The following is a 25378-nucleotide window of genomic DNA, read 5'->3' on the forward strand; positions in this document are numbered from 1 at the left end:
TTTAAACATATGAAAATCGAACAAATATATACAGGCTGTATTGCTCACGCTGCTTATTACATTGAAAATAATGGAGAAGCCGCAATATTTGATCCTTTAAGAGAAGTACAACCTTATATTGATAGATCACAAAAAGATAATGCTAAAATTAAATATATATTTGAAACACACTTTCACGCAGATTTTGTTTCAGGTCATATCGATTTAGCAAAAAAAACAGCTGCGGAAATTATTTTTGGCCCTACAGCAAAATGTGGGTACGATTGTACAACCGCAGAGGATAACCAAGAATATAAAGTAGGAAATTATACTATTAAAGTAATTCATACTCCTGGTCATACATTAGAAAGTACTTGTTATTTACTTACTGATGAAAACGGAAAACAACATGGTATTATAACAGGTGACACTTTGTTTATTGGAGATGTGGGTCGCCCTGATTTAGCCCAAGCTTTAGTTGAAGATTTAACGCAGGATAAATTAGCGGGATATTTATTTGATTCGCTAAGAAATAAAATCATGCCTTTGAGTGATGATTTAATTGTTTATCCAAATCACGGTGCTGGAAGTGCTTGTGGTAAAAACATGAGTAAAGAAACAACAGATACTTTAGGAAATCAAAAAAAGACCAACTACGCTTTAAGAGCCGACATGACTAAAGAAGAATTTAAAGCGGAATTATTAGATGGTTTAACGCCACCTCCTGCTTATTTTCCTCAAAATGTGATGATGAATATTAACGGGTATGAAAGTTTAGACACGATATTAAAAAAAGGAGACACTCCTCTATCTCCAAAAGAGTTTGAAGCTATTGCCAACCAAACAGAAGCGTTGATATTAGATGTTAGAAATGAAGCCGAATTTGTAAAAGAACATATTCCAAGCTCAATATTTATTGGTCTACATGGGCAATTTGCCCCATGGGTAGGTGCTTTAATTAGAGATACGAAACAACCTATTTTATTGGTTACTCCAGAAGGTTTAGAAGTAGAAACCATTACAAGGCTATCACGTGTAGGATTTGACAACACACTTGGATACTTAAAAGGCGGTTTAACCGCATGGAAATCTGGAGGATTTGAAACGGATACAATAGACTCTATATCACCTGAAGTATTTGCTTCAAAATATGAAAACGCACTAGTTGTTGATGCGAGAAAGCCAAGTGAATTTAAGGCTGAGCACGTTGAAAGTGCCGTAAATATTCCACTAGATTATGTTAACGAACAATTAGCAGAAATACCTAAAGATGACACTTTCTTTTTACATTGCGCTGGAGGCTATCGTTCGGTAATTATGGCTTCTATCTTAAAAGCAAGAGGCTACCACAACATGATTAACGTGGAAAAAGGAATGGCAGGTATCAGAACTACTGATGTTCCATTAACTGCTTTTGTTTGCCCAAGTACCTTGAAATAAATTAGTTAAGAGAATATTATAAAGAACAATCCAAGTAGAATAATAATAGCAAATTAAAAAAACACATAATTGGTTTAAATTAAATTTTACAATATTAATTGTTGTCTAATTTGCTATTTTTACACCATATTTAAAAATAAAAAGTATGTTTGGAGATATTATGGGCATGATGGGTAAAATTAAAGAAACCCAACAAAAAGTTGAAGAAACTAAAAAACGTTTAGACTTTGTTTTAATTGATGAAAAAAGTGCTGATGGCTTACTTGAAGTAACACTTACCGCTAACAGAAAAATTAAAAGCATTACCTTAAGTGATGATTTACTTCAAGATAAGGAAATGCTTGAAGATTATTTAGTTACTGTATTAAATAAAGCCATCGAAAAAGCTACAAATATCCATGAAACTGAATTAGCTGCAGTAGCTAAAGAAGGCATGCCAAACATTCCCGGAATGGATATGTTTAAATAACCCCCATTCCTAATCCAATTGCCACTAAAAGCAATAAAAAAGCAACAAACACTTGGAGAAATTTTAGGGTAACTTTCTTTAAAAGTTGGTTACCCAAATACGCTCCCGTGATTGCACAAAGCGTTGCAGATATTAGCAATACTTTATTTTCATACAACGTATAAGTCGTTATTTTTGAAGCATAAACACTCAATCGGGTAAAATCGATAAACATGGAAACTACAATTCCTGTAGCGATGAAGCTTTCTTTGGACAAACCAGCTTTAATCAAAAATGCACTTCGTAAAGCACCTTGATGCCCAGAAAGTCCACCAAAAAATCCGCTTAAAATTCCTCCTAAAGGTAATTTATCTTTTCCAAATTCTAATTTACTTAAAAACGGAATCAAGTCTAAAAGCGCAAAAAATATCAATAAAATCGTAATGATAAATTTCACAGGATAAACGTCTAAGTGTTTTCCAAAAAGAGAATAACTAAACAAAGGTTCTAAATCGGAAATTTGCAATAATAACCACGAACCTATCATAGCAGCAAAAATTGCTGGAATTCCGAATTTCAGTAAAACTTCTTTATTAGCATGCTTACCTACTAAGAAAAACTTGAATAAATTATTCGCAAAATGTACAATTCCACACAAACCAATCGCAATATCAATAGGGAAAAACAACATAAAAACTGGCGTTAACAAAGTTCCTAATCCAAATCCTGAGAAAAAAGTCAAGATAGCGGTTAAAAAGGCTACGATTGATATGATTATGATTTCCATATATTATTCATAAAAAATTAAACACATGAGACACAATAGTTTTACTTTGTCGTAATTTTAAACGTTACACTTTTCATAGATAACAAAGAAAACTCGTTGTAACTCTTTTTTAACATTACAAATATTAAAAAAACTCTGTGTATCTCTGTGAAACTAAAACGTTAGTTTAGAAAACACTTCCATCACATATTCATGCATCACTTCTTTGTAATCTAAATGCGTTACAATTCTTAATTTTCCATGTCCCATCGAACTAATCGCAATCCCTTTTTGTTTCAATTTTTCCATGAAAAGTTTTTCATCTACAAAAGATTGTAATCCAAAAATCAAAATATTAGTTTCCACAGGTTCTACATTGGCAACCCAAGGCATTTGTTCTAATAAACTTCCTAATTCTTTCGCTCTTCTGTGGTCAATTTCTAAACGGCTGATGTTATTTTGTAACGCAAATAATCCAGCCGCAGCTAAATATCCTGATTGACGCATATTGCCACCAAAAATTTTTCTAATACGCAAAGCGCGTTTCATATCTTCCTTACTTCCCAATAAAACCGAACCTACTGGAGCACCCAATCCTTTTGATAAACAAACTGAAATCGTATCAAACAATTCTCCAAACTGTTTTGGATGTTGTTTTTTTGCAATCAAAGCATTCCATAAACGGGCACCATCTAAATGGTATTTTAAATTATGGTCTAGACACACTTGTTTTATTTCTTGAAGCGGTTGAATGTCATAACAAGCACCACCTCCTTTATTGGTTGTGTTTTCAATACTTACTAACGATGTCAATGGCGTATGATAAAATTCAGGGTCATTTATGGCGTTTTTAACTAAATCGGCTGTTATCATACCACGATTTCCATCTACTAAACAGCACGAAACACCACTATTAAAAGAAGCTCCTCCTCCTTCATAATGATAAATATGAGAATATTTATCGCAAATTACTTGTTCGCCAGGCTGTGTATGCAATTTAATAGCTGTTTGATTTGCCATAGTTCCCGAAGGAAAAAACAATGCCGCTTCCATTCCGAATAAATCTGCTAAGGTTTCCTCTAATTCATTGACTGTTGGGTCTTGTTTATATACATCATCACCTACTTTTGCGTTAAACATCGTCTTTAACATCTCTACAGAAGGCTTCGTTACTGTATCACTTACTAAATTTATTTCCATATATCAATTAGATACCTTATTTTTGATAAAATTTTTAGGAGCTAATTCCCGCTATACATTGCAATCTTTTTATTTTTTTGATAAAAAACAAAAAGGATTTCAAGTGCTATCGGGGCTAGTACATCCCATTTCAAAACAAAACTACAATATTTATGATAAATACAGAACAAGTCAGAGATATTATTGATCGCCTTGGTGCGTTAAGGAGGTATCTTTGACATTGATGCCAAAACGATTGAGATAACGAATGAAGAAGAAAAAACCTTCGCACCTGGTTTTTGGAACAACGCCAAAGAAGCCGAAATTATTATAAGAAACCTTCGCTCCAAAAAGAAATGGGTAGAAGATTATAATAAAGGTATCGAATTCTCTGAAGAACTTCAAATTATGATGGATTTCTTCAAAGAAGGTGATGTTACTGAAGAAGAAGTAGAAACGCTCTACCAAAGTACTTTAAGTCATATTGAAGATTTAGAATTTAGAAACATGCTTTCCGATGAAGGAGATAGCATGAGTGCTGTGCTGCAAATTACAGCGGGTGCTGGTGGAACCGAAAGTTGTGATTGGGCTTCTATGTTAATGCGTATGTATTTAATGTGGGGTGAAAAACAAGGCTACAAAATCAGAGAATTAAACTTTCAAGAAGGTGATGTGGCTGGAATTAAAACCGTAACCTTAGAATTTGAAGGTGATTTTGCTTTTGGTTATTTAAAGGGTGAAAATGGTGTGCATCGTTTGGTGCGAATTTCTCCTTTTGATAGTAATGCGAAACGCCATACTTCATTTGCTTCGGTTTATGTGTATCCTTTGGTTGATGATTCTATCGAGATTGAAATCAATCCGGCTGATATAGATATCATAACTTCGCGTTCAAGTGGTGCGGGTGGGCAAAATGTAAATAAAGTAGAAACCAAAGTACAATTGTTTCACAAACCAACTGGAATTCAAATTCAGTGTTCAGAAACTCGTTCGCAACAAGACAACCGCCAACGTGCCATGCAAATGCTAAAATCGCAGTTATACGAGATTGAATTAAAAAAACAACAAGCACAACGAAGCGACATCGAAGCAGGAAAAATGAAAATCGAATGGGGTTCGCAAATTCGAAATTATGTAATGCATCCTTATAAATTAGTGAAAGATGTTCGCTCAGGTTACGAATCCAGTGATGTGGAAGGCATTATGAACGGAGAAATTGATAACTTCCTAAAAGCCTATTTAATGATGATGGGACAAAAAGAAGAATAATAAAAATACACTGTGAAATCTAAAAATCCGAGTTTCAGTAATTGATATTCGGATTTTTTTTAGAGCAAAATTAAAATAAATGTAATGTTTTTGTATATTCGATAATTATATCCAATCAAACTAATCAATGAAACAAATAACAATTGAAGCAATCAATGACGTTTTAAAGGGAACAATCGTTGGTTCAACTACAACAAAAATAACAGCTCCCGAGCAATTAGAAGTTGCTAAAGAAACTGAAATTTCGTTCATCGGAAACAAAAAATACGAAAAATTTTGGGCAACATCTAAAGCCTGTGTGGCAGTTGTTAATGAAGATATTTCTATTGAACCCGGCGAAAATAGAGCGTTTATAAAAGTAAAAAATGCGGATTTAGCTATGTCACAAGTTTTGTCAATTTTTGCACCTCCTCCACCCGTTTTCAAATCGGATATTCATCCAACGGCTACCATTGACGATACAGCTCAAATTGGTGATGGTGCAAAAATTGGTGCCAATTGTTACGTTGGTCCAAACGTGGTGATTGGAGAAAACACTATTTTATATCCCAATGTGACTGTTTTAGACGAATCTACCATTGGTAAAAATACTACCATTTGGTCAGGAGCAGTGGTTAGAGAACGTTGTCACATTGGAAATGATTGTATCATTCATCCAAATGCAACCATTGGAGCAGACGGATTTGGTTTCCGTCCTGATTCTGAAAAAGGATTGGTAAAAATTCCGCAAATTGGAAATGTAATCATAGGAGATAATGTAGAAATTGGTGCTAATACTTGTGTTGATAGAGGAAAATTCAGTTCTACTATATTAGGAAATGGCTGTAAAATTGATAATTTAGTTCAAATTGGACATAATTCTAAATTAGGAATGTTTTGTATCATGGCCGGAAACAGTGGATTAGCAGGTTCTGTAACGTTAGGAAATGGAGTAATCATAGGTGGAAGTGCATCCATTAAAGACCATACCAATATTGGAGATGGAGCTATTATTGGAGCTGGTTCTGGTGTAACAGGCGATGTAGAAGCTGGAAAAACATTATTAGGATATCCCGCAATTGATGCCAAAGATGCGTTAAGGCAATGGGCTATTTTAAAAAGAATGGTCAACGATTCTAAAAAATAAAGTAATATTGTAATAACTATAAAATAAAAATCTATGTATCAAAAACCTTCTGCGGCTTTTATTGCTGCATCTTGGATTGCATTAGGAACTGGAATGATTGGTTATTTAATCGGATTATTCAGAGCTGATATGCTATTAAACGAAAAAGGATATTATTTCACCGTTTTAATGTTCGGACTTTTCGCTGTGGTTTCTTTGCAAAAAAGTGTTCGAGACCGTTTAGAAAATATTCCTGTAACCGATTTATATTACGGAATTTGCTGGTTTGCCACCATATTATCAATTGTTTTACTAATTGTAGGATTATGGAATGCAACTTTGCTTGCAAGTGAAAAAGGATTTTATGCATTTTCATTCTTACTATCCATTTTTGGAGCCATAACAGTACAAAAAAACACAAGAGATAGTCAAGCTAGAGATACTAACTCACAATAATAAAAATTAACATTAGTTAAATTTATTTCAAATCCATCTAAAGAATATATTTTTCAGATGGATTTCGTATTTTAGCCAACCAATAAACAACAAAACCCAAATGGACATTAATTTCAATAAAAACGAAGATCATAACAAACTTTTACTTTCCGATTTAAAAAACCGATTTGCCCAAGTGAAATTAGGTGGCGGAACCAAACGTATTGAAAAATTACACGCTGAAGGAAAAATGACAGCTCGTGAACGCATTGATTATCTTTTGGATGAAAAAGCAAAAAGCATTGAAATTGGTGCTTTTGTTGGCGACGGCATGTACAAAGAACACGGTGGTTGTCCTTCTGGAGGAGTTGTTGTAAAAATTGGATTTATTTCGGGCAAACAATGTATTGTAGTAGCTAATGATGCTACAGTAAAAGCGGGTGCATGGTTTCCAATTACAGGAAAAAAGAATCTTCGAGCGCAAGAAATTGCTATGGAAAATCGATTACCAATTATCTATTTAGTAGATTCGGCGGGTGTTTATTTACCAATGCAAGACGAAATTTTTCCAGATAAAGAACATTTTGGTCGTATTTTTAGAAATAATGCCATCATGAGCAGTATGGGAATTACCCAAATTGCCGCTGTAATGGGAAGTTGCGTGGCGGGTGGTGCTTATTTACCTATTATGAGCGATGAAGCCATGATTGTAGATAAAACGGGAAGTATTTTTTTAGCTGGAAGTTACTTAGTAAAAGCAGCTATTGGAGAAACTATTGATAACGAAACACTTGGAGGAGCCACAACACATTGTGAAATTTCAGGGGTGACGGATTATAAAGCCAAAGACGATAAAGATGCCTTAAATAGAATTAAAAGTATTGTAGGCAAAATTGGCGATTTCGATAAAGCAGGATACAATCGTGTGAAAGCCGAAAAACCAGCATTAGAACCCAAAGATATTTACGGGATTTTACCAAAATCAAGAGCTGACCAATACGACATGTATGAAATCATCAAACGATTGGTAGATAATTCAGAATTTGACGAGTATAAAGGCGATTATGGAAAAACCTTAATCACAGCGTATGCTCGCATTGATGGTTGGGCAGTTGGAATTGTAGCTAACCAACGTAAAATTGTGAAAAATGCCAAAGGCGAAATGCAATTTGGAGGCGCTATTTATTCGGATTCGGCGGATAAAGCAACACGTTTTATTGCCAATTGTAACCAAAAGAAAATTCCTTTAGTATTCGTACAAGATGTTACTGGATTTATGGTAGGATCAAAATCAGAACACGGCGGAATTATCAAAGATGGCGCTAAAATGGTAAATGCGATGGCGAATTCGGTAGTTCCAAAATTTACTGTAATTGTTGGAAATTCATACGGAGCAGGAAATTATGCGATGTGTGGAAAAGCTTACGATCCAAGATTAATTTTCGCTTGGCCAAGTGCAGAATTAGCCGTTATGGGTGGAACGCAAGCCGCAAAAGTATTAGCACAAATTGAAGCTTCTTCTTTAAAAGCAAAAGGTGAAGTAATTGATGAAGTAAAAGAAAAAGAATTATTTGATAAAATAAAAGCACGTTACGACGAACAAGTTTCGCCTTACTACGCAGCTTCTCGCTTGTGGACAGACGCTATCATTGATCCTTTAGAAACCAGAAATTGGATTTCTATGGGAATTGAAGCGGCTAACCACGCTCCTATTGAAAAACAGTTTAATTTAGGAGTGATTCAAGTTTAATTAATATTATGATTTCACGAATTAACACTAATTCATTTTTGTATTAATTCGTGAAATTCTTTTTTTTTACCAATTCATCTTAGTCGAATAAATATTGATAATCAAAATTCTATTTTCTTCTATACGATATACAATTTTAAAATTCCATTTTGGAAAATAGCGAATAGATTCGTCATTATATAAAGGTTCTTTAGGATTTCTTTCTGGAAACTTTGCTAAATCATCTCCTAAATTTAACAAAGTATCAACTACCATTTCTGCGTTTTGAGGACTATTTTCGAAAATAAAATTATAAATTGTTTCAAGAGAATCTAACGAAGCTTTTGACCAAAGAACAGATTTCATTTCTTAAAAATCTTATTTCTTATTGCTTCGGAATTATACACATCATTTTGTTCTGAAACTTTAAGAATATCCTCTATTTCTTGCATATAATCTGAAACAGATAACAACTTTCCTGAAACATCATAAACATAGCCTTCTTGATTTAAAAGTTGGTCAATTTTATCTAAAACTGCTTCATTTTGGACATCTAATATCCTGTGAATGATGATTTTTCTGTGCGTTTCGATATTCATAAGTAAACTGATTTACACAAAGATAAATATTATTTCAATTACTTTATCTTTGCATCATGTCAAAATCAATCTTCCAACCTTTCAAAACTAATATTTCAGGTATTTCATTACCCGAAAAATTTACGTTTCCATTTTATTACGAACCGCATGAGTTGAGCATTATTGCTTCAATTGAATTGCAAGCATATTTAGAAACACAATCTGATTTTGAACACAATTTCGGTTTACAAGAAAATCAAGAAGGTTTAGTGATTGGAAAAATGTTTGGTGTTTTAGTTTGTCAAAATCAAGAAGAAGAATTAGGCTATTTATGGGCTTTTTCTGGAAAACTGGCGGGTGTGAATCACCTTCCCTACTTTGTACCAACGATTTTTGATATGTTACACGAAGATGGTTTTTTTAGAAAAGAAGAAGAAGTTTTAAATGCAATCAATCGTCAAATTGAAATATTAGAAAATTCAGACGAACTTCGAGATAAAAAAAAGCAATTAGAAAACACAAAAAACGAAGCCAATTCAGACATTCAAAATCAGAAAGATAAAATCAAAAGATTGAAGGTTGAACGCGATGAAAAACGAATTTCATTCACCAATTTATCTTCAGTAGAAATTGAACAATTAGAATTTGAACTATCCGAAGAAAGCAAAAAAGAAAGCATTTTACTCAAAAAAATGACCAAATATTGGAATTTTCAAATCGAAAAGGCTCAAAATGAAGTCAATTTACTTTTAGATGAAATCAATCAACATAAAGATGAACGTCGACAAAAATCGGGTGCTTTACAACAAAAATTGTTTGCTGAATATTCGTTTTTAAATCAATTTGGCGAACGAAAAAGCATTGGAGAAATTTTCAACAATAATCCCCCTGCGGGCGCTGGGGAATGTGCTGCTCCCAAATTATTACATTATGCCTTTGAACACAATTTGAAACCTATTGCAATGGCTGAATTTTGGTGGGGACAATCGCCAAAATCGGAAATTCGTAAGCACAAACAATTTTATCCAGCTTGTAAAAGCAAGTGCGAACCCATTTTATTATCGCACATGTTAGATGGTTTGGATATGGAAGCGAATCCGTTTCAGGAAAATCCAGCAGAAGGAAAAAATATTGAAATTGTTTATGAGGATGAAATTTTTGCCGTAATAAATAAACCTGCTGAATTTTTATCGGTTCCCGGAAAAATCATATCCGATTCTGTTTATCAAAGAGTTAAAGAATTATATCCAAACGCAACCGGACCGCTAATTGTACATCGTTTAGACATGTCAACTTCGGGTTTAATGCTGATTGCTAAAGACGAAGAAACGTATGTAAAATTGCAAAGTCAATTCATTAAAAGAACCATTAAAAAACGATACGTTGCTTTATTAGATGGAGTTTTAGAAGAAAACGAAGGCTTTATAGATTTACCGCTTCGAGTAGATTTAGATGACAGACCACGACAATTAGTTTGTTACGAACATGGAAAACCCGCACAAACTAAATGGAAAAAAATTGAAATTAGAAATAATCAAACATTAGTTTACTTCTACCCGATTACAGGAAGAACACATCAATTAAGAGTTCATGCTTCACATGAATTAGGTTTAAATACCCCAATTGTTGGTGATGATTTATATGGTACAAAAGGCAAGCGTTTGCATTTACACGCAGAGGAATTGATTTTTATTCATCCAAAATCTAACAAAGAAATTTATATTCAAAGAAATGCTGAATTTTAATTAGAATTTCTATTTATTTTGAAATATAATTTCAACTATTTTTGTACCTTTTTTTAATTTGATTATATTTGAAATTTAGATATTTTAAAATATAATTTATTTTTATGAAAACAACTTTATCTCTATTTTTTTTCTTTTTATTTTTTACAAGTTTTGGACAAAATGTGTTTTATGACGACTTTTCTAATTACACTGTTAATTCAAATTTAAGTGGTCAAGGTACATGGACAAATAATTCCTCAAATCCTGCTGGATTGGGTGTTTGCTCTGGATTTGGTTGTGTTAATACACAAGTGAAAAATTTTGCTATTTCATATACTGGTTACGGCTCTTCAAATAGTGCGATTAATATTGCTCCAAGTGGAGATGCTACAGGTACAGTCTTTTCTTCAATAAGCTCTGGTACAGCTTATTTTTCATTTGTACTAAATTTTTCTAATGCAGTTTTAGATCCTAATAATTCTAGTTCTACTGATTTTTTTAGAGTGATGGGTGCTGGTAATTATAATACTCTTTTTAGATTAAGCGCCTACAAAGTGGGTTCCAATTTTGTTCTTGCATTACAAAAAGAATCTGGTACCAAAGTATTAACCTCTGCATTAAATTTTAATACAAATTATCTTGTAGTCATGAAATATACTTTTAATCCAGGTACTACTGACGATGCCGTTTCTCTTTTTCTAAATCCTGATATTTCATCTACTGAACCAACTCCTTCCATTACAACCACTTTAGGTTCAAATTTAAGTGAATTTACTTCGATAGATAGAATGAATTTTAGAACTAATTGGGCTGTTATTCCAACTGGTTATATTGGCCTAGTATCGGTTTCTAAATCATGGAATTCATTATTAAGTACATCAAATTTTTCTTCACAAAATAATATACCCCTAAACATTATTTCAAATGATATAAAAAACGGCACAATTTCTATAAAATTTGATCCAATAAAATACCAAAATCCAAATTATTCTATCTATACTATTGATGGCAAAAATATTTTGAATGGAACATTTTTCAGCAATATTGAAAGCAATATTGAGAGTATTTCAATAACCTCTTTGAATAAAGGCACTTATATTTTTGTTTTAGAAGAAAATGGACATAAAGAAACTAAAAAATTTATAATAGACTAGTACTTAATGAGTTTAACTTTATAGTTTTACAGATATTCAATAAATTATTATAAAGTATATAACACCTATGAAAAACAGATTTTTAGTTATCTTAATTTTACTTGGTATTCAACAAATGAATGCGCAATTTACGCGCCGTGATTCTTTACAAGGAGGTTTACGAGCCGAAAGAACAGCGTATGACATAAAGCGTTATGATTTAAACATCACTATAAATCCGGAACAAAGAAGCATCAAAGGATTTAATGAAATAACTTTTGATGTGGTATCTCCTACTCAAAAAATTCAAATAGATTTATTTGAGAATATGAAAGTAGATTCTATTATTTGGAATACGAAGAAATTAAATTATAAACGCGATAATGATGCAGTTTTTATTGATTTTCCTGAAAAATTAGCTTCTAAATCCAATCATAAACTTAAATTTTATTATTCAGGAAATCCATTAATTGCTAAAAATGCGCCTTGGGATGGCGGTTTTGTTTTCAAAAAGGATAGTAATGGAAAAGATTTTATAGGTGTTGCTGTTCAAGGAACTGGAGCTAGTTTATGGTACCCCGTGAAAGATTCTCAAAGTGATGAACCTGATAATGGCGCTTCAATAAAAGTAGCTGTTCCAAATGGATTAATGAATGTTTCTAACGGACGATTTTTAGGATCTCAAGATTTAAAAAATGGTTATACTCGTTGGGATTGGGAAGTAAAAAATCCAATTAACAATTACACCATTACAGTAAATATTGCTGATTACGTTCATATTCAGGACAAAATGCCTGATTTAGATTTGGATTATTATGTTTTGAGAGAAAACGAAGCCAAAGCGCGTGAACATTTTATGGAAGTAAAACCAATGATGGATTGTTTTCAGTCTAAATTTGGTCGTTATCCATTTTGGGAAGATGGCTATAAATTAGTTGAAACTCCTTATTTAGGGATGGAACATCAAAGTGCTGTAGCCTATGGTAATAAGTACAAGAAAGGATACATGGGAATGGACTTATCAGGTACCGGTGTTGGAATGTTTTTTGATTTTATAACCATACACGAAACTGGACACGAATGGTTTGGAAATAGTATAACTAGTACTGATATTGCTGATATGTGGATTCACGAAGGTTTTACAACTTATTCTGAAACAGTATTTATCGAATGCATTAAAGGCTATAATGATGCCATGAAATATGTAAACGGTCAAGCAAGAAACGTTAGAAATGACAAACCTATCATTGGTCAATATGGCGTAAACAACGAAGGTTCTGGAGATATGTATTATAAAGGTTCTTTATTATTGAATACATTAAGACATGTTATTGGAGACGATGAAAAATGGTGGAAAATTTTATATAATTATTCAGAAACTTTTAAAAAGAAAATAATTACCTCAGATACCGTTATTAATTATTTCAATAAAGCTTCTGGTATGGATTTATCAACAATATTCCATCAATACTTATATACTAATCAGGTGCCTGTATTCTTGTATAAAATAAAAGGTGACTATCTCTATTATTCATGGAATAATACTACTGATGATTTTAATATGCCTTTAGATATTGGTTTCGAGGATACAAAAATTAGATTGCAGCCTACCATCAAAGAACAAAAAATTAAATTAAAAAAACTTAGTAAAAAGAGTTTTCAAATTTATGATAATCAGTTTTTTGTTAAAATAAAAGAAGACAATTAGTCTTCTTTTATTTTTTTAACTTACTTATACTTTTTAATGTTTGTATTCTATTTACTTTATTAGTTGCTGTTTCTGAAAATTGAGAAACAAAAAAGATTTCTTTCGGTTTTTCAAATTTAGATAGTGAATTAAAAAAGTCTGCATCAATTTTATATTCTTCACCCTCTATAACTAAAATAACTTTAGTTCCTAAAATTGCATCGGGTTGGCCAGAAATAAAAAATCTATTTGTTAATTTTGAAGTTAATTTAGCTTCAATTTGCTCCGGGAATAATTTAATTCCTCCACTATTAATTACATTGTCATAACGTCCTAACCACTTGAATTGTTTGCTGTTTTGAATTTCAACAATATCATTCGTTATAATTTTTTCAGTAGAAATACTTGGTGCATCTATAACCAAACAATTTCTAGTATCTGATGATACAGTAGCATGTGATAAGACATTAAAATAATCCTCCCCTATTTTTTTAGCTGCAATATGGGTTATCGTTTCGGTCATACCATATGTTTCGTAAATATCAGATTGAATCAATTGTAATTTATTAGCTAGTTCATCAGAAACTTTAGCACCACCAACAAGAATCTTTTTAAATTGGTGCAACCTAGCTAAGCTATTTTCTGCTTGTAAAGGAACTATTGCTACGAAATCATATTTTTTATCTAATTGCAAATCGTCTAAATGCGAACTTGGAGTTAAAATATCTAATTCCAATCCAATAATTAAAGCTCTTACAATCATCATCTTGCCCGCAATATAGCGTGGCGAAAGACACAATAATGCTTTATCTTGCGGATGCAAATTAAAAAAATCTGCAGTTGCAATAGCAGAATGCACCATCGATTGTTTATTTATTGTAATATTTTTAGGTGTTCCAGTAGTCCCAGAAGTTGTTAACTCAATGGTTTCTTTGTCGTCAAACCAATCTAATAAGAAATTACCCAACTCCTTTTCAAATGCATCACCTTCTTTAATTAAATTATAAGAAAACAGAAAAACAGCCTCTTTGTCTATATGAATCCCATTAATTTTAAAGCGATTATGAATATTTTTATAATGAGGTATCATTTGATTGGGTGTTACTATCTATTAATTTACCAGTTAATTTTTCTTTCCAATTAGTCCAACTATAAACTTTAGAAAAAACAAATAACAAAATTGGAAAAATTACAAACACAGGCATTAAAATATCAAAACCAGCAGAAGGTTCTGATATATCTTTTAAAATAGAATTGGTTTGAAAAGCAGTCCAATCGGCTGTTACTAACAAAGCGCCTACTAAATTATTGGCTGCGTGAAATCCTAATGCTAATTCTAATCCTTCGTCCATAAGAGTAATGATACCAAGAAAAAAACCGGTACCTATATAATACACCATAATAATGTAACCAATTTTACCAACTTCTGGATTAGCAATATGCATTAAACCAAATAAAACCGAAGTTACAATTAAAGGGATTAATCTGCTGTTTGTTGCCAAGCCAATTCCTTGCATCATGTGAGCTCTAAAAAGATATTCCTCAAAACTAGTTTGCATTGGAATTAAAAATAGGGCTAATACTAAAAAAATAAAAAACTTTTCTGGTTTAAAATTCCAAACAAAATTAGCGGGTTGAGTATAATAAAGTGACACAATCATTAAAGTTGTGATACTTCCCCACAAAAAGAAGGAGAAAAAAACACGTTTCCAATCTATTTTTGATCGTGATGTAGTTAAACTTAAAATTGTTTGACCTTGTATGAATTTCACCCAAAATAAAACCAATAATAATCCAAAAGCTAATGGACCAACCAAAACAACAAAAGTTAAATTAACTCCTATCATACTAATAGTCTGCTGGATAACTTCATTGGTATCAACTCCATCAGACATTATATAATTAAAAATCATTAATAAAATAAATCCCAAAGGAATTGGAATATAACTTCCCAAACTGTATTTACGGTTTTTTAATTGTTCTATATACATAATTTTTAGTGTTCTTAAGTTTGCCACTAAAGTACTATTTTTTATTTCTTTGTAAAAAAGAAAATATGATAACTATTTACCACAATCCTAGATGCACAAAATCAAGAGAAGGTTTATGCGAAATTGAAAACTTAAACCAACCTTTTAAAATACGGAAATATCTTGACGAACCTTTTACAAAAGTCGAGTTAGAAGAAGTTATCAAAAAACTAAACATACACCCTATCGAACTCGTTAGAACCAAAGAAAGTATTTGGATTGATAATTACAAAGGAAAAGAATTAAGCGATTTAGGAATCATTCAAGCCATGCTTGAAAATCCAAAATTAATAGAACGTCCAATTATAGTTAATGGAAATAATGCCGTAATTGGAAGACCTATTGAAAACATTAACAAAATCATTTAGCAGTTTTAACAAAGATTTAGGAAAGTAAGGCTAAACCTAAAGTTACTTTTGCAGTCATACTAGGAAAAATAACTATGAACAAAAAACTTCTTATTGCTGTAGTGACTTTATTTATAAGTTTAACTGCATTTGCACAAAGACCAGAAAGTAAAAAAATTACCGTTTCTGGAAAAGTAATCGAGAAAGGAACAGATCTTCCTTTAGAATACGCAACTATTGTATTTGAAAATATAAAAACAAAACAACTTTCAGGTGGAATTACCGATGAAAATGGTGTTTTTAAATTTGAAGTTGTTGCAGGAAATTATAATGTTAGAGCTGAATATATTTCATTTAAAAACGTAAATATTCCACAAAAAGAGTACAATTCAGATATTAATTTAGGAATTATTCAGATGGAAGCTGATGTGGCTCAATTGAAAGATATTGACATTATCGCTGAAAAATCAACTGTTGAAATTAAACTAGATAAAAGAGTTTACAACGTTGGTAAAGATATGATGGTCAAAGGTGGAACTGTAAGCGATGTATTAGATAATGTGCCATCTGTAACTGTTGACGCAGAAGGAACTGTTGCTTTAAGAGGTAATGAAAGTGTGAAAATTTTAATTGATGGAAAACCATCTGGCTTAGCGGGAATTAACATCGCAGACGCTTTAAAACTTTTACCTGCAGATGCTGTTGAAAAAGTTGAAGTAATTACCAATCCATCTGCTAGATACGATGCTGAAGGCGGAGGAGGAATCATAAATATTGTTTTACGTAAAGGAAAAGCAAATGGTGTTAATGGGTCTATAATGGTAAACGCTGGTGATCCTGAAACTTATGGTACAAGTGTAAACTTAAATAAGAAAAGTGACGACTATAATTTGTTTTCAAATTTTGGATACAATTATAGAAACAACCCAGGTAATTCATTGGTAGATGCGGAATATTTTAATGCTGATGGAACAACAAGTCGTTTTATTGAAGAAAGAAGAACGAATGATCGAATTAGCGAAGGTTACAACGCTAACTTTGGAATTGATTTAAATCTATCAAAATCATTAACTTGGACTAATGCATTAACCTTTAGAGAAAATGATGGGAAAAATCCAGATAATGTGTATTTCAATTACTTTGATGCTTCTTATAATCCAACCGGTGTAAGAAATCGTTTAAACGATCAAATAAGTGATGAATTAAGTATGGAATACTCTTCAAACTTTACAAAAAAATTCAAAAAAGACGACCATAAATTAACCGTTGATCTTGCTTTTTCTCAAAATAAAGAAAATGAATATGCAACAATTTACGATCAGATTATAGGAGACCCTTCATCATTAGAAACTCAAGGTACTACAAATAAAAACAAACAACAACGTAATTTATTACAAACCGATTATGTACTTCCAATTGGAAAAAGTGGTCGATTTGAAGCAGGTTATAGAGGAAGTTTTCAAAAGAATTTAACTGATTTTGCGGTAACTCCAATATCAAATTTTTCAAACACTCTAGAATATGTTGAAAATGTAAATGCTTTTTACACCCAATTTGGGTCTAAATTTAACAAGTTTTCATATTTCTTAGGATTGCGTTTTGAAGACAGTCATATTGAAGTAAATTCTTTATCTTTAAACAATTACAACACCAAAAAATACAATAACTTTTTCCCATCGGCTACTGTAAATTATGAATTTTCAGAATCAAGCTCTGTAAGTTTAAGTTACAGTAAAAGAATTAACCGTCCTAGAGGCCGTTTCTTAAACCCTGTTTCATCGTTATCAAGTAACATCAATATCTTCCAAGGTAATCCTGATATTGACCCTTCATTAACCGATGCAATCGATTTAGGCTATTTAAAAAAATGGAGTAAATTAACTTTTAATACTTCTGCATATATCAATATTACGAATGATGTTTTTCAATTCATTAGAAAAGAATCAGGTTTATTTGTAGATGGAGTTCCTGTTATTTTAAGTACACCTATTAACCTTTCTAAAGAATATAGAGCTGGTTTCGAATTTAACTTAAACTATACACCATACAAATGGTGGAGATTAAATGGTAACTTCAATACATTTAGAAGCGAAACCCAAGGTGATTATAGCTATGTTGATTATTTAGGAAATACCATTTCACAAAATTTTGATAATGTGGCGTTTACTTGGTTTACAAGAATTACTTCTAAAATTACATTACCTTATAAAATCGATTGGCAAACTAATGCTACTTATAATGCCCCACAAACCAATGCACAAGGAAAATCATTAGGCGTAGCTTCTATGAATTTAGCATTTAGCAAAGATATCTTAAAAGATAAAGCAAGTATTTCTTTAAATATAAGCGATGTTTTTAATTCAAGAAAAAGAATAATGGAAACAAATATTCCAAATGTAGTATGCTCTTACAGTGAAATGCAATGGAGAGTTCGTCAAGTGATGGTAACTTTTACATACCGTTTTAACAAACAGAAAAACGAAAGAGACAGACAACCACGTAGAGATGATAACGGTGGTGAAGGCGATTTTATGGGAAGACCCTAATTCTTGAATTTTTAGAATGAGTTGAAGCTTAAAAGTTGACTCGTTCATAACTAGATTTGCTTAAATTTTTATATTATTTAAAAATTTCATTGGTTACAATAAAAATAAACACTTGTAAAATTATTTACAAGTGTTTATTTTTATTATTTTTATTAGATAAATCATATAATTGTAGTTAAATTATAAATATAAAATACTACATTAGATTTTTAATTTATTCGTTTAAAAAATGTTAGACAAAGTTATCGTAGGTAGCGAAGAATGGTGTTCCTTCCCTACTTTAGGAATTCCAATTATTAAAGCACGTGTTGATTCTGGGGCAAAAACTTCTGCTCTTCATGCTATCAATATTGTCACGTTTGAAAAAGATAGTGAAAATTGGGTGAAGTTTGATATCAACCCTATCCAAAATAATGCAAAGGCGGTAATACATTGTGAAGCTCCTTTGATTGACAAAAGAGTCGTTAAAAGTTCTAGTGGTTTTAGAGAGCAACGCTATGTAATCAAAACTAAATTAGAGATTGGTGGAAAAACTTGGGAAATCGAAGTTACATTAACCAATCGTGATTCAATGGGTTTCCGAATGCTACTAGGACGCGAAGCAATGTCTGGTCGTGTTTTGGTTGATCCAGAACAACGCTATTTACTTGGGCAACCTACCACCGAAAAACTAAAAGAATATTACTACGCAACCAATGAATCTAAAAAAGGGTTGAAAATTGGGTTATTAGCAAGTAATCCCGAATTATATAGTAACAAACGAATTTTAGAAGCAGGCGAATTAAGAGGGCACGAAATGCATTTCTTAAATTTAAAATACTGCTATATGAAATTAGATGCTACAAAACCCGAAATTCATTACCGTGGTGGAAAAGTATTGAACGATTTTGATGCTGTAATTCCTAGAATTCGTCCTAGTATGACCTACTATGGTTGTGCTTTAACACGTCAGTTTGAAGCTTTAAAAGTTTTTGCATTAAACAATGCATCAGCAATAACCCAATCTAGAGATAAATTATTTTCATTACAATTGTTATTAAATAACGGCGTTGATATTCCAACCACTGGATTTGCTAACTCTCCTTTAGATACCGACGATTTAATTAAAATGGTTGGTGGTTCGCCTTTAATCGTAAAATTATTAGAAGGAACACAAGGAAAAGGAGTTGTTTTGGCTGAAACTAAAAAAGCTGCTGAATCGGTTATCAATGCTTTCAAAAGTTTAAACGCTAATATTTTAGTTCAAGAATTCATTAAAGAAGCTAATGGTAAAGACTTGAGACTCTTTGTTGTAGATGGTAAAGTAGTAGCTGCTATGCAACGTGAAGCTGCACCGGGAGAATTTAGAGCAAATATTCACATGGGAGGAACTGCTTCTGTAGTTAAAATAACCCCTGATGAAAAGAGAATTGCCATCAAAGCTGCAAAAGCAATGAATTTAAAAGTGGCTGGTGTTGATATTATTCGTTCTTCAAAAGGTCCGCTATTATTAGAAGTGAATTCATCTCCAGGTTTAGAAGGAATTGAAGGTGCCACTCAAAAAGACATTGCAGGTGAAATGATCAAAGCAATTGAGAAAAACTTTAAGTGGAAATAGTTCAGTGTTCAAGATTTAATAAATTATGAAAAAGCATTATAAACTTACGTTGGTTTTGTTTCTTTTGGGAATGATTATTACAATTATTGGTGCATTATTTAAATTAATGCATTGGCCTGGAGCTAATTTCTTGCTAATCATTGGAATGCTTACTGAAGCTATTGCTATTATTACCCTAATAGTAGTCATACTAAAAAATACGAAATGAATGCGTATCTTGACATCACACTAAGGAGTGTAGCTGTTTATTTTTTTATGATAATTGCATTGCGCATATTTGGTAAAAAAGAGCTTTCACAACTTAATACTGCCGATGTTATTCTAATTTTACTAATTAGTAATTCTGTACAAAATGCAATGGTTGGCGCCAATACTTCTTTGTATGGAGGTATAATTGCAGCATTTTCACTTTTCTTAATCAATTATATTTTTAAGAAAGTGATGTTGAAATCAAAATTTATTAAAGAATTGGTTCAAGATAAACCAGAAGTTCTAATTCATAATGGAAAGATTGAATTTAAAACCATTGCACGATTAGGAATTACAGCAGAAGAATTAGAAGAAGCTATGCGAGAACACGGAATAGAATATTATAAAGATGTGAAATTAGCAATGTTTGAAATTGATGGAAATATTAGTATTATTTCTGGAAATGAAAATTTAAAACAAACACATCACAAAAGAAAAGTGCATAAAACATTGGGTGAACTGAATAATTAAAGTTAACTCTAAATATAAAATGCTCAAGAAAATCATGAGCATTTTATATTATGTTTTATTCTTTTATTCTTCCATATCTATTTGAAAACTATTTAAAAATATAATAGATTTTTCAATGTCATAATGTAAAATTCTGTCTTCAGACACAAAAGAAACTTCCTCTCTGTATGATTTTACAAAGCTTTCAATAAATTCACTTGACTGTAAAGGTCTTCTGAATTCTAAAGCTTGCGAACCGTTTAATAATTCAATAGCTAAAATACGTTCCACATTTTCAACAATACGCAACGTTTTAGTGGCAGCGTTGGCACCCATACTCACGTGATCTTCTTGTCCGTTTGAGGAAACAATACTATCAATACTTGCTGGTGTTGCTAATTGTTTGTTTTGACTTGCGATGCTTGCCGCTGTATATTGTGGAATCATGAAACCTGAATTCAATCCTGGGTCGTTTACTAAAAATGCTGGCAAACCTCTTAATCCAGAAATCAATTGATACGTTCTTCTTTCCGAAATACTTCCTAATTCTGACAAAGCTATTCCTAAGAAATCTAATGCTAATGCTAAAGGCTGTCCGTGGAAATTTCCTCCAGAAATAATCAAATCTTCTCCTACGAAAATATTTGGATTATCGGTTACCGAATTAATTTCTGTACGGAATACTTTCTTCACATAATCAATTGCATCTTTTGAAGCGCCATGCACTTGTGGAATACATCTAAATGAATAAGGATCTTGAACATGAACTTTTGCTTGCGCAATGATTTCGCTATCTTCTAACAAAACGCGCATTCTTTCAGCCGTTTGAATTTGCCCTTTGTGCGGACGAACTAAATGAATCAAATCAGTAAATGGTTCTAATCTACCATCAAAACCTTCTAATGAAACTGCACTAATAACATCGGCTAAATACGAAATTTTCTCAGCTTTTATCAAGCAATAAACACCGTAAGCACTCATGAACTGCGTTCCGTTCAATAATGCTAAACCTTCTTTCGATTGTAAAACGATTGGTTCCCATCCAAATTTCTCTAATACTTTAGCTGAAGGCTGTCTGAAACCATCCAAATACACTTCACCTTCTCCTAACAATGGTAATGATAAATGTGCTAACGGAGCTAAATCGCCCGAAGCTCCTAACGAACCTTGTGTATAAATTACTGGAAAAATATCATTATTATAAAAATCAATCAAACGTTGCACGGTTACTAACTGCACACCAGAATGTCCGTAGCTTAACGATTGGATTTTTAATACCAACATGATTTTTACAATTTCATGAGGTACTTCCTCCCCTGTTCCGCAAGCGTGCGATTTTACCAAATTCTCTTGCAGTTTTGATAAATTTTCATTCGAAATCTTCACATTACATAACGAACCAAAACCAGTGTTAATGCCGTAAATTGGATCGGAATTTGATTTCATTTTATCATCTAAATACTTTCTACATTTCTCAATGTTTACGATAGCTTCCTCTGATAATGCCAAGTGTTTTCCTTGAAAAACAATCTCGTTAATCATATCAATAGACAATAAATCTGAACTTATATAATGTGTGGTTTCCATTTGATTAATTTTAAAAGTCCAAAATTCCGCAAACAATTGTTAAAATGCAAGATTTATCAGCATTATTAACAAAAAATAAATAGTTCCTAAATTTTAAGGGAAATCAGGGTGCGTTTTTAAGAATTTTCAATAAATTAGCGCTCTCAAATAATACAACATCAAATCATGAAAAATACAGCGTTAACGCACATTCACGAAAGTTTAGGAGCTAAAATGGTTCCGTTTGCAGGATACAATATGCCTGTGCAATATGAAGGAGTAAATGCAGAACACGAAATCGTTAGAAATGGCGTTGGTGTTTTTGACGTTTCTCACATGGGCGAATTCTTCTTAAAAGGAGAAAATGCGTTGGCTTTGATTCAGAAAGTAACTTCAAATGATGCGTCTAAATTAGTTGATGGAAAAGCTCAATATTCATGTTTACCAAATAATGAAGGCGGAATTGTTGACGATTTAATTGTTTATAAAATTGCTGATAATCATTATATGTTAGTAGTAAATGCTTCTAATATTGAAAAAGATTGGAATTGGATTGCATCGCACAATGATTTAGGTGTGGATATGCAAAACCTTTCTGAAGGATATTCTTTACTAGCTATTCAAGGTCCAAAAGCTGCCGCTGCTATGCAATCATTGACTTCTATCGATTTAACGAATATGGGATATTACACGTTCCAAATTGGTGATTTTGCAGGAAAAAGCGATGTAATTGTTTCAGCTACAGGTTATACCGGTTCGGGAGGATTTGAAATTTACTTTAAAAATGAAGATGCCGAATACATTTGGAACAAAGTTTTTGAAGCTGGAGCCGCTTTTGGAATTAAACCAATTGGATTAGCAGCGCGTGATACGTTACGTTTAGAAATGGGATTCTGTTTATATGGAAACGACATCAACGATACAACTTCTCCATTAGAAGCTGGTTTAGGATGGATTACTAAATTCGATAAAGAATTTACCAATTCTGAAAACTTGAAAAAACAAAAAGAAGCGGGTGTTGCTCGTAAATTAGTTGGTTTCGAAATGATAGAGAGAGGTATTCCTCGTCACGAATATGAAATTGCTGATGCTAATGGTAATGTAGTGGGAATCGTAACTTCTGGAACGCAATCACCTTCTATGGGAATTGCTATTGGAATGGGATATGTTCCAACAGCTTTAGCTACACCAGATTCTGAAATTTATATTAGAATTAGAAATAAAGATATTAAAGCAAAAGTGGTTAAAATGCCGTTTTACAAAAAATAAGCACGTATAATTACACAGAGATTCGCAGAGTATTTTTGAATTAGATTGTGCTGATTTAGAGATTCACAGAGCGTTTCACTTTTAAATTTTAAAACATAAAAGTCATATAAGTTTTAAGTTAAATGATATTGCGAATACGAGTTCATAAAAGATTTTTAGATTATCGCCTTGCGAACTTTGCGTAAAACCTTGTGAACTTTGCGTTTAAATTTGAAATTATTATTTTTGCAACCTGAAACTTTAAACCAAAAAAGAAATGGGAAGAGCGTTTGAATTTAGAAAAGCCCGTAAAATGAAACGTTGGTCAGCAATGGCTAAAACGTTTACACGTATAGGAAAAGATATTGTAATGGCCGTTAAAGAAGGCGGACCAAATCCTGAAACCAACTCACGTTTAAGAGCTGTAATTCAGAATGCGAAGGCTGCGAATATGCCTAAAGATAACGTAGAACGCGCTATCAAGAAAGCATCGGATAAAGACACGGCTAACTTTAAAGAAGTGTTGTTTGAAGGCTATGCACCTCACGGTATTGCGATTTTAATTGAAACCGCTACCGATAACAACAACAGAACAGTTGCTAACATTAGAAGTTACTTCAACAAATGCAACGGAACGTTTGGTACACAAGGTTCGGTTGAATTTATGTTTGATCATACGTGTAATTTTAGAATTCCAGCAGAAGGACAAGATGTGGAAGAATTAGAATTAGAAATGATTGATTTTGGTGTAGAAGAAATTTTTGCTGACGAAGACGGTATTTTGATGTATGCTCCTTTTGAAAGCTTTGGAACCATCCAAAAAGAATTAGAAACCCGTGGTTTAGAAATCTTATCTTCTGGATTTGAAAGAATACCACAAATAACAAAAGAGTTAACAGCAGACCAAGTGGCTGATGTTGAAAAACTATTAGAAAAAATTGAAGAAGACGATGACGTAATGAACGTGTATCATACGATGCAAGAAAGCGCTGAGTAATTCTTTTTTAACTTATATAGTAAATCCTCACAAAGAACTTGTGAGGATTTTTTTAAAATCAAAATAATGCAAAAAGGTATTGTTGTTGTTGCCTTCAATTAAATGGTGGCTTCGAGAACCTCAGCCCCCATCAAAAACCACTCTTATTACAATTTTTATTAGAACTAATTTAGACCGTTGCCTTCGAGTGCCTTGTTGTTGCCTTCGAGTGCCTTGTTGTTGCCTTTTCGAGTGCCTTGTTGTTGCCTTCGAGAGCCTCAGGCAACAACAGGAAGCGGTGGCTGACTTTTCTAAACGGTGGCTGAGGCTCTCGAAGCCACTATTTCTCCAAATCCCTATATGCTTTTGCTAGTTCAGTTTTAAACCATATAAGTCATAGAAGGAAAATGAAGTATATTATTCCGCACAATAAAGCTCATAAAAGAGCAGCTTAACAGCATGACAAACTATGTGTGTGGTTTATGTGAACTATGAAAAGTGGAACATCTGAAACTTTGGACTCTGAGTGTCTCTCTCAACATAATCTACTTCAAAAAAGCGCTGTGTAGCTATGTGTAAAAACCATGTGTCTATTGTGTTTAAAAAAAGCCATAAAAAAAACCGATTCATTTCTGAACCGGTTTTAGGTTGCGGTGTATTCATCAATTGTAATAAATTATTTTTTTAACTGTTTTATTAAGGAAGATTAATTACTGAAACTATTGCATAGATTAAAACTATAAGCATGACAATGATTACAGTAGCAACACCAATTAGTTCCATACCAACACTTTTATTTATTGTTTCTGGACTATTTGTTTTGGCATTGAATAACTGTTGAGGAATTTCTTTTTTTACAGGTTCATCTTCCACTTGAACTTGCGTTGGCTGCTC

General features: G+C 32.4%; 24 protein-coding genes. 16 read left to right on the forward strand and 8 right to left on the reverse strand.

Going from position 1 to position 25378, the window contains the following annotated elements; genetic code table 11:
* Positions 1-9 precede the first annotated feature (9 nt).
* Together RSE15_RS01765 and RSE15_RS01770 are read left to right on the forward strand one after the other, a co-directional pair.
* Positions 10-1419 carry an MBL fold metallo-hydrolase gene (locus RSE15_RS01765; RefSeq protein ID WP_324069274.1) on the forward strand — a complete coding sequence of 470 codons (1410 nt, stop codon included), beginning with the start codon at positions 10-12 and terminating at the stop codon, positions 1417-1419.
* 145 nt (positions 1420-1564) lie between these two features.
* Positions 1565-1888 (forward strand): YbaB/EbfC family nucleoid-associated protein, encoded by a 324-nt coding sequence (locus RSE15_RS01770; protein WP_324069275.1) that lies wholly within the window; start codon positions 1565-1567, stop codon positions 1886-1888.
* Here the strand turns inward: RSE15_RS01770 and RSE15_RS01775 are convergent.
* A complete protein-coding gene (locus tag RSE15_RS01775; RefSeq protein ID WP_324069276.1) occupies positions 1881-2654 on the reverse strand; it encodes a TSUP family transporter in 774 nt (257 codons plus the stop codon). The genes RSE15_RS01770 and RSE15_RS01775 overlap by 8 nt on opposite strands.
* 153 nt (positions 2655-2807) lie before the next feature.
* Positions 2808-3833, reverse strand: coding sequence for a threonine aldolase family protein (locus RSE15_RS01780; RefSeq protein ID WP_324069277.1), 1026 nt, complete (start codon positions 3831-3833; stop codon positions 2808-2810).
* A 152-nt stretch (positions 3834-3985) separates the two neighbouring features.
* On the opposite strand from RSE15_RS01780, the gene prfB reads away from it, so the two are divergent.
* The 4 genes from prfB to RSE15_RS01800 all read left to right on the forward strand — a co-directional run bounded on the left by prfB (position 3986) and on the right by RSE15_RS01800 (position 8371).
* Positions 3986-5081 (forward strand): peptide chain release factor 2 gene (gene prfB / locus RSE15_RS01785; protein ID WP_324069278.1). Its coding sequence is split into 2 segments (ribosomal slippage): positions 3986-4048 and positions 4050-5081, totalling 1095 coding nucleotides; the frame shifts between segments, so codons are not numbered across the junction.
* Between the two features lie 127 nt (positions 5082-5208).
* Complete coding sequence (gene lpxD / locus RSE15_RS01790; protein WP_324069279.1) at positions 5209-6207, forward strand: UDP-3-O-(3-hydroxymyristoyl)glucosamine N-acyltransferase; 999 nt, start codon at positions 5209-5211, stop codon at positions 6205-6207.
* Positions 6208-6240: 33 nt separating this feature from the next.
* A complete protein-coding gene (yiaA, locus tag RSE15_RS01795; protein ID WP_324069280.1) occupies positions 6241-6642 on the forward strand; it encodes an inner membrane protein YiaA in 402 nt (133 codons plus the stop codon).
* A gap of 100 nt (positions 6643-6742) precedes the next feature.
* Positions 6743-8371 carry an acyl-CoA carboxylase subunit beta gene (locus tag RSE15_RS01800; protein WP_324069281.1) on the forward strand — a complete coding sequence of 543 codons (1629 nt, stop codon included), beginning with the start codon at positions 6743-6745 and terminating at the stop codon, positions 8369-8371.
* Positions 8372-8437: 66 nt separating this feature from the next.
* Here the strand turns inward: RSE15_RS01800 and RSE15_RS01805 are convergent, their stop codons facing one another.
* Together RSE15_RS01805 and RSE15_RS01810 are read right to left on the reverse strand one after the other, a co-directional pair.
* Positions 8438-8716, reverse strand: coding sequence for a type II toxin-antitoxin system RelE/ParE family toxin (locus RSE15_RS01805; RefSeq protein ID WP_324069282.1), 279 nt, complete (start codon positions 8714-8716; stop codon positions 8438-8440).
* Positions 8713-8949 (reverse strand): hypothetical protein, encoded by a 237-nt coding sequence (locus tag RSE15_RS01810; RefSeq protein ID WP_324069283.1) that lies wholly within the window; start codon positions 8947-8949, stop codon positions 8713-8715. Before RSE15_RS01810 ends, RSE15_RS01805 begins: the two co-directional genes overlap by 4 nt.
* A gap of 56 nt (positions 8950-9005) precedes the next feature.
* Between RSE15_RS01810 and RSE15_RS01815 the strand changes: the two genes are divergently transcribed.
* The 3 genes from RSE15_RS01815 to RSE15_RS01825 all read left to right on the forward strand — a co-directional run bounded on the left by RSE15_RS01815 (position 9006) and on the right by RSE15_RS01825 (position 13496).
* Positions 9006-10673, forward strand: a complete 1668-nt coding sequence (locus RSE15_RS01815) for an RluA family pseudouridine synthase (RefSeq protein ID WP_324069284.1) — start codon at positions 9006-9008, stop codon at positions 10671-10673.
* A 104-nt stretch (positions 10674-10777) separates the two neighbouring features.
* Complete coding sequence (locus RSE15_RS01820) at positions 10778-11809, forward strand: T9SS type A sorting domain-containing protein (RefSeq protein ID WP_324069285.1); 1032 nt, start codon at positions 10778-10780, stop codon at positions 11807-11809.
* Positions 11810-11876: 67 nt separating this feature from the next.
* Positions 11877-13496 carry a M1 family metallopeptidase gene (locus RSE15_RS01825; protein ID WP_324069286.1) on the forward strand — a complete coding sequence of 540 codons (1620 nt, stop codon included), beginning with the start codon at positions 11877-11879 and terminating at the stop codon, positions 13494-13496.
* 7 nt (positions 13497-13503) lie between these two features.
* On the opposite strand, the gene RSE15_RS01830 is transcribed toward RSE15_RS01825, so the two are convergent.
* Positions 13504-14565 carry an AMP-binding protein gene (locus RSE15_RS01830; protein ID WP_324069287.1) on the reverse strand — a complete coding sequence of 354 codons (1062 nt, stop codon included), beginning with the start codon at positions 14563-14565 and terminating at the stop codon, positions 13504-13506.
* Positions 14549-15466: a CPBP family intramembrane glutamic endopeptidase gene (locus tag RSE15_RS01835; protein WP_324069288.1), complete on the reverse strand. Its 918-nt coding sequence runs from the start codon at positions 15464-15466 to the stop codon at positions 14549-14551. Before RSE15_RS01835 ends, RSE15_RS01830 begins: the two co-directional genes overlap by 17 nt.
* A gap of 65 nt (positions 15467-15531) precedes the next feature.
* Between RSE15_RS01835 and arsC the strand changes: the two genes are divergently transcribed.
* From arsC to RSE15_RS01860, 5 genes are all read left to right on the forward strand, one after another.
* Positions 15532-15873: an arsenate reductase (glutaredoxin) gene (gene arsC, locus RSE15_RS01840; protein WP_324069289.1), complete on the forward strand. Its 342-nt coding sequence runs from the start codon at positions 15532-15534 to the stop codon at positions 15871-15873.
* A gap of 74 nt (positions 15874-15947) precedes the next feature.
* The gene (locus tag RSE15_RS01845) at positions 15948-18398 is read left to right on the forward strand and encodes a TonB-dependent receptor domain-containing protein (RefSeq protein WP_324069290.1); all 2451 of its coding nucleotides are present in this window, start codon (positions 15948-15950) and stop codon (positions 18396-18398) included.
* Between the two features lie 229 nt (positions 18399-18627).
* A complete protein-coding gene (rimK, locus tag RSE15_RS01850) occupies positions 18628-19995 on the forward strand; it encodes a 30S ribosomal protein S6--L-glutamate ligase (RefSeq protein WP_324069291.1) in 1368 nt (455 codons plus the stop codon).
* A 25-nt stretch (positions 19996-20020) separates the two neighbouring features.
* Positions 20021-20203, forward strand: coding sequence for a GldL-related protein (locus RSE15_RS01855; protein ID WP_324069292.1), 183 nt, complete (start codon positions 20021-20023; stop codon positions 20201-20203).
* Positions 20200-20715, forward strand: coding sequence for a DUF421 domain-containing protein (locus tag RSE15_RS01860; RefSeq protein ID WP_324069293.1), 516 nt, complete (start codon positions 20200-20202; stop codon positions 20713-20715). The genes RSE15_RS01855 and RSE15_RS01860 overlap by 4 nt, the downstream gene beginning before the upstream one ends.
* Positions 20716-20778: 63 nt before the next feature.
* Here RSE15_RS01860 and hutH read toward each other — a convergent pair whose 3' ends face one another.
* Positions 20779-22281, reverse strand: coding sequence for a histidine ammonia-lyase (gene hutH, locus RSE15_RS01865; protein ID WP_324069294.1), 1503 nt, complete (start codon positions 22279-22281; stop codon positions 20779-20781).
* Between the two features lie 165 nt (positions 22282-22446).
* Between hutH and gcvT the strand changes: the two genes are divergently transcribed.
* Positions 22447-23529: a glycine cleavage system aminomethyltransferase GcvT gene (gene gcvT, locus RSE15_RS01870; protein ID WP_324069295.1), complete on the forward strand. Its 1083-nt coding sequence runs from the start codon at positions 22447-22449 to the stop codon at positions 23527-23529.
* Positions 23530-23785: 256 nt separating this feature from the next.
* On the forward strand, positions 23786-24505 hold the full coding sequence (locus tag RSE15_RS01875; RefSeq protein WP_324069296.1) for a YebC/PmpR family DNA-binding transcriptional regulator: 720 nt from the start codon (positions 23786-23788) through the stop codon (positions 24503-24505).
* A 675-nt stretch (positions 24506-25180) separates the two neighbouring features.
* On the opposite strand, the gene RSE15_RS01880 is transcribed toward RSE15_RS01875, so the two are convergent.
* A complete protein-coding gene (locus RSE15_RS01880) occupies positions 25181-25357 on the reverse strand; it encodes a hypothetical protein (RefSeq protein WP_324069297.1) in 177 nt (58 codons plus the stop codon).
* Positions 25358-25378 lie beyond the last annotated feature (21 nt).

The organism is Flavobacterium sp. (assembly GCF_035195345.1).
Taxonomy (GTDB): Bacteria; Bacteroidota; Bacteroidia; order Flavobacteriales; family Flavobacteriaceae; genus Flavobacterium.

Excerpts from the sequence above, each read along its gene's own strand:
- RSE15_RS01800 (WP_324069281.1), top strand. The coding sequence starts at position 6,743 with ATGGACATTAATTTCAATAAAAACGAAGATCATAACAAACTTTTACTT.
- RSE15_RS01765 (WP_324069274.1), top strand. The coding sequence starts at position 10 with ATGAAAATCGAACAAATATATACAGGCTGTATTGCTCACGCTGCTTAT.
- RSE15_RS01770 (WP_324069275.1), top strand. The coding sequence starts at position 1,565 with ATGTTTGGAGATATTATGGGCATGATGGGTAAAATTAAAGAAACCCAA.
- rimK (WP_324069291.1), top strand. The coding sequence starts at position 18,628 with ATGTTAGACAAAGTTATCGTAGGTAGCGAAGAATGGTGTTCCTTCCCT.
- arsC (WP_324069289.1), top strand. The coding sequence starts at position 15,532 with ATGATAACTATTTACCACAATCCTAGATGCACAAAATCAAGAGAAGGT.
- yiaA (WP_324069280.1), top strand. The coding sequence starts at position 6,241 with ATGTATCAAAAACCTTCTGCGGCTTTTATTGCTGCATCTTGGATTGCA.
- RSE15_RS01815 (WP_324069284.1), top strand. The coding sequence starts at position 9,006 with ATGTCAAAATCAATCTTCCAACCTTTCAAAACTAATATTTCAGGTATT.
- RSE15_RS01835 (WP_324069288.1), bottom strand. The coding sequence starts at position 15,466 with ATGTATATAGAACAATTAAAAAACCGTAAATACAGTTTGGGAAGTTAT.
- RSE15_RS01810 (WP_324069283.1), bottom strand. The coding sequence starts at position 8,949 with ATGAATATCGAAACGCACAGAAAAATCATCATTCACAGGATATTAGAT.
- RSE15_RS01805 (WP_324069282.1), bottom strand. The coding sequence starts at position 8,716 with ATGAAATCTGTTCTTTGGTCAAAAGCTTCGTTAGATTCTCTTGAAACA.
- RSE15_RS01780 (WP_324069277.1), bottom strand. The coding sequence starts at position 3,833 with ATGGAAATAAATTTAGTAAGTGATACAGTAACGAAGCCTTCTGTAGAG.
- RSE15_RS01825 (WP_324069286.1), top strand. The coding sequence starts at position 11,877 with ATGAAAAACAGATTTTTAGTTATCTTAATTTTACTTGGTATTCAACAA.
- hutH (WP_324069294.1), bottom strand. The coding sequence starts at position 22,281 with ATGGAAACCACACATTATATAAGTTCAGATTTATTGTCTATTGATATG.
- RSE15_RS01775 (WP_324069276.1), bottom strand. The coding sequence starts at position 2,654 with ATGGAAATCATAATCATATCAATCGTAGCCTTTTTAACCGCTATCTTG.
- RSE15_RS01855 (WP_324069292.1), top strand. The coding sequence starts at position 20,021 with ATGAAAAAGCATTATAAACTTACGTTGGTTTTGTTTCTTTTGGGAATG.
- RSE15_RS01830 (WP_324069287.1), bottom strand. The coding sequence starts at position 14,565 with ATGATACCTCATTATAAAAATATTCATAATCGCTTTAAAATTAATGGG.
- RSE15_RS01875 (WP_324069296.1), top strand. The coding sequence starts at position 23,786 with ATGGGAAGAGCGTTTGAATTTAGAAAAGCCCGTAAAATGAAACGTTGG.
- RSE15_RS01820 (WP_324069285.1), top strand. The coding sequence starts at position 10,778 with ATGAAAACAACTTTATCTCTATTTTTTTTCTTTTTATTTTTTACAAGT.
- lpxD (WP_324069279.1), top strand. The coding sequence starts at position 5,209 with ATGAAACAAATAACAATTGAAGCAATCAATGACGTTTTAAAGGGAACA.
- gcvT (WP_324069295.1), top strand. The coding sequence starts at position 22,447 with ATGAAAAATACAGCGTTAACGCACATTCACGAAAGTTTAGGAGCTAAA.
- RSE15_RS01845 (WP_324069290.1), top strand. The coding sequence starts at position 15,948 with ATGAACAAAAAACTTCTTATTGCTGTAGTGACTTTATTTATAAGTTTA.
- RSE15_RS01860 (WP_324069293.1), top strand. The coding sequence starts at position 20,200 with ATGAATGCGTATCTTGACATCACACTAAGGAGTGTAGCTGTTTATTTT.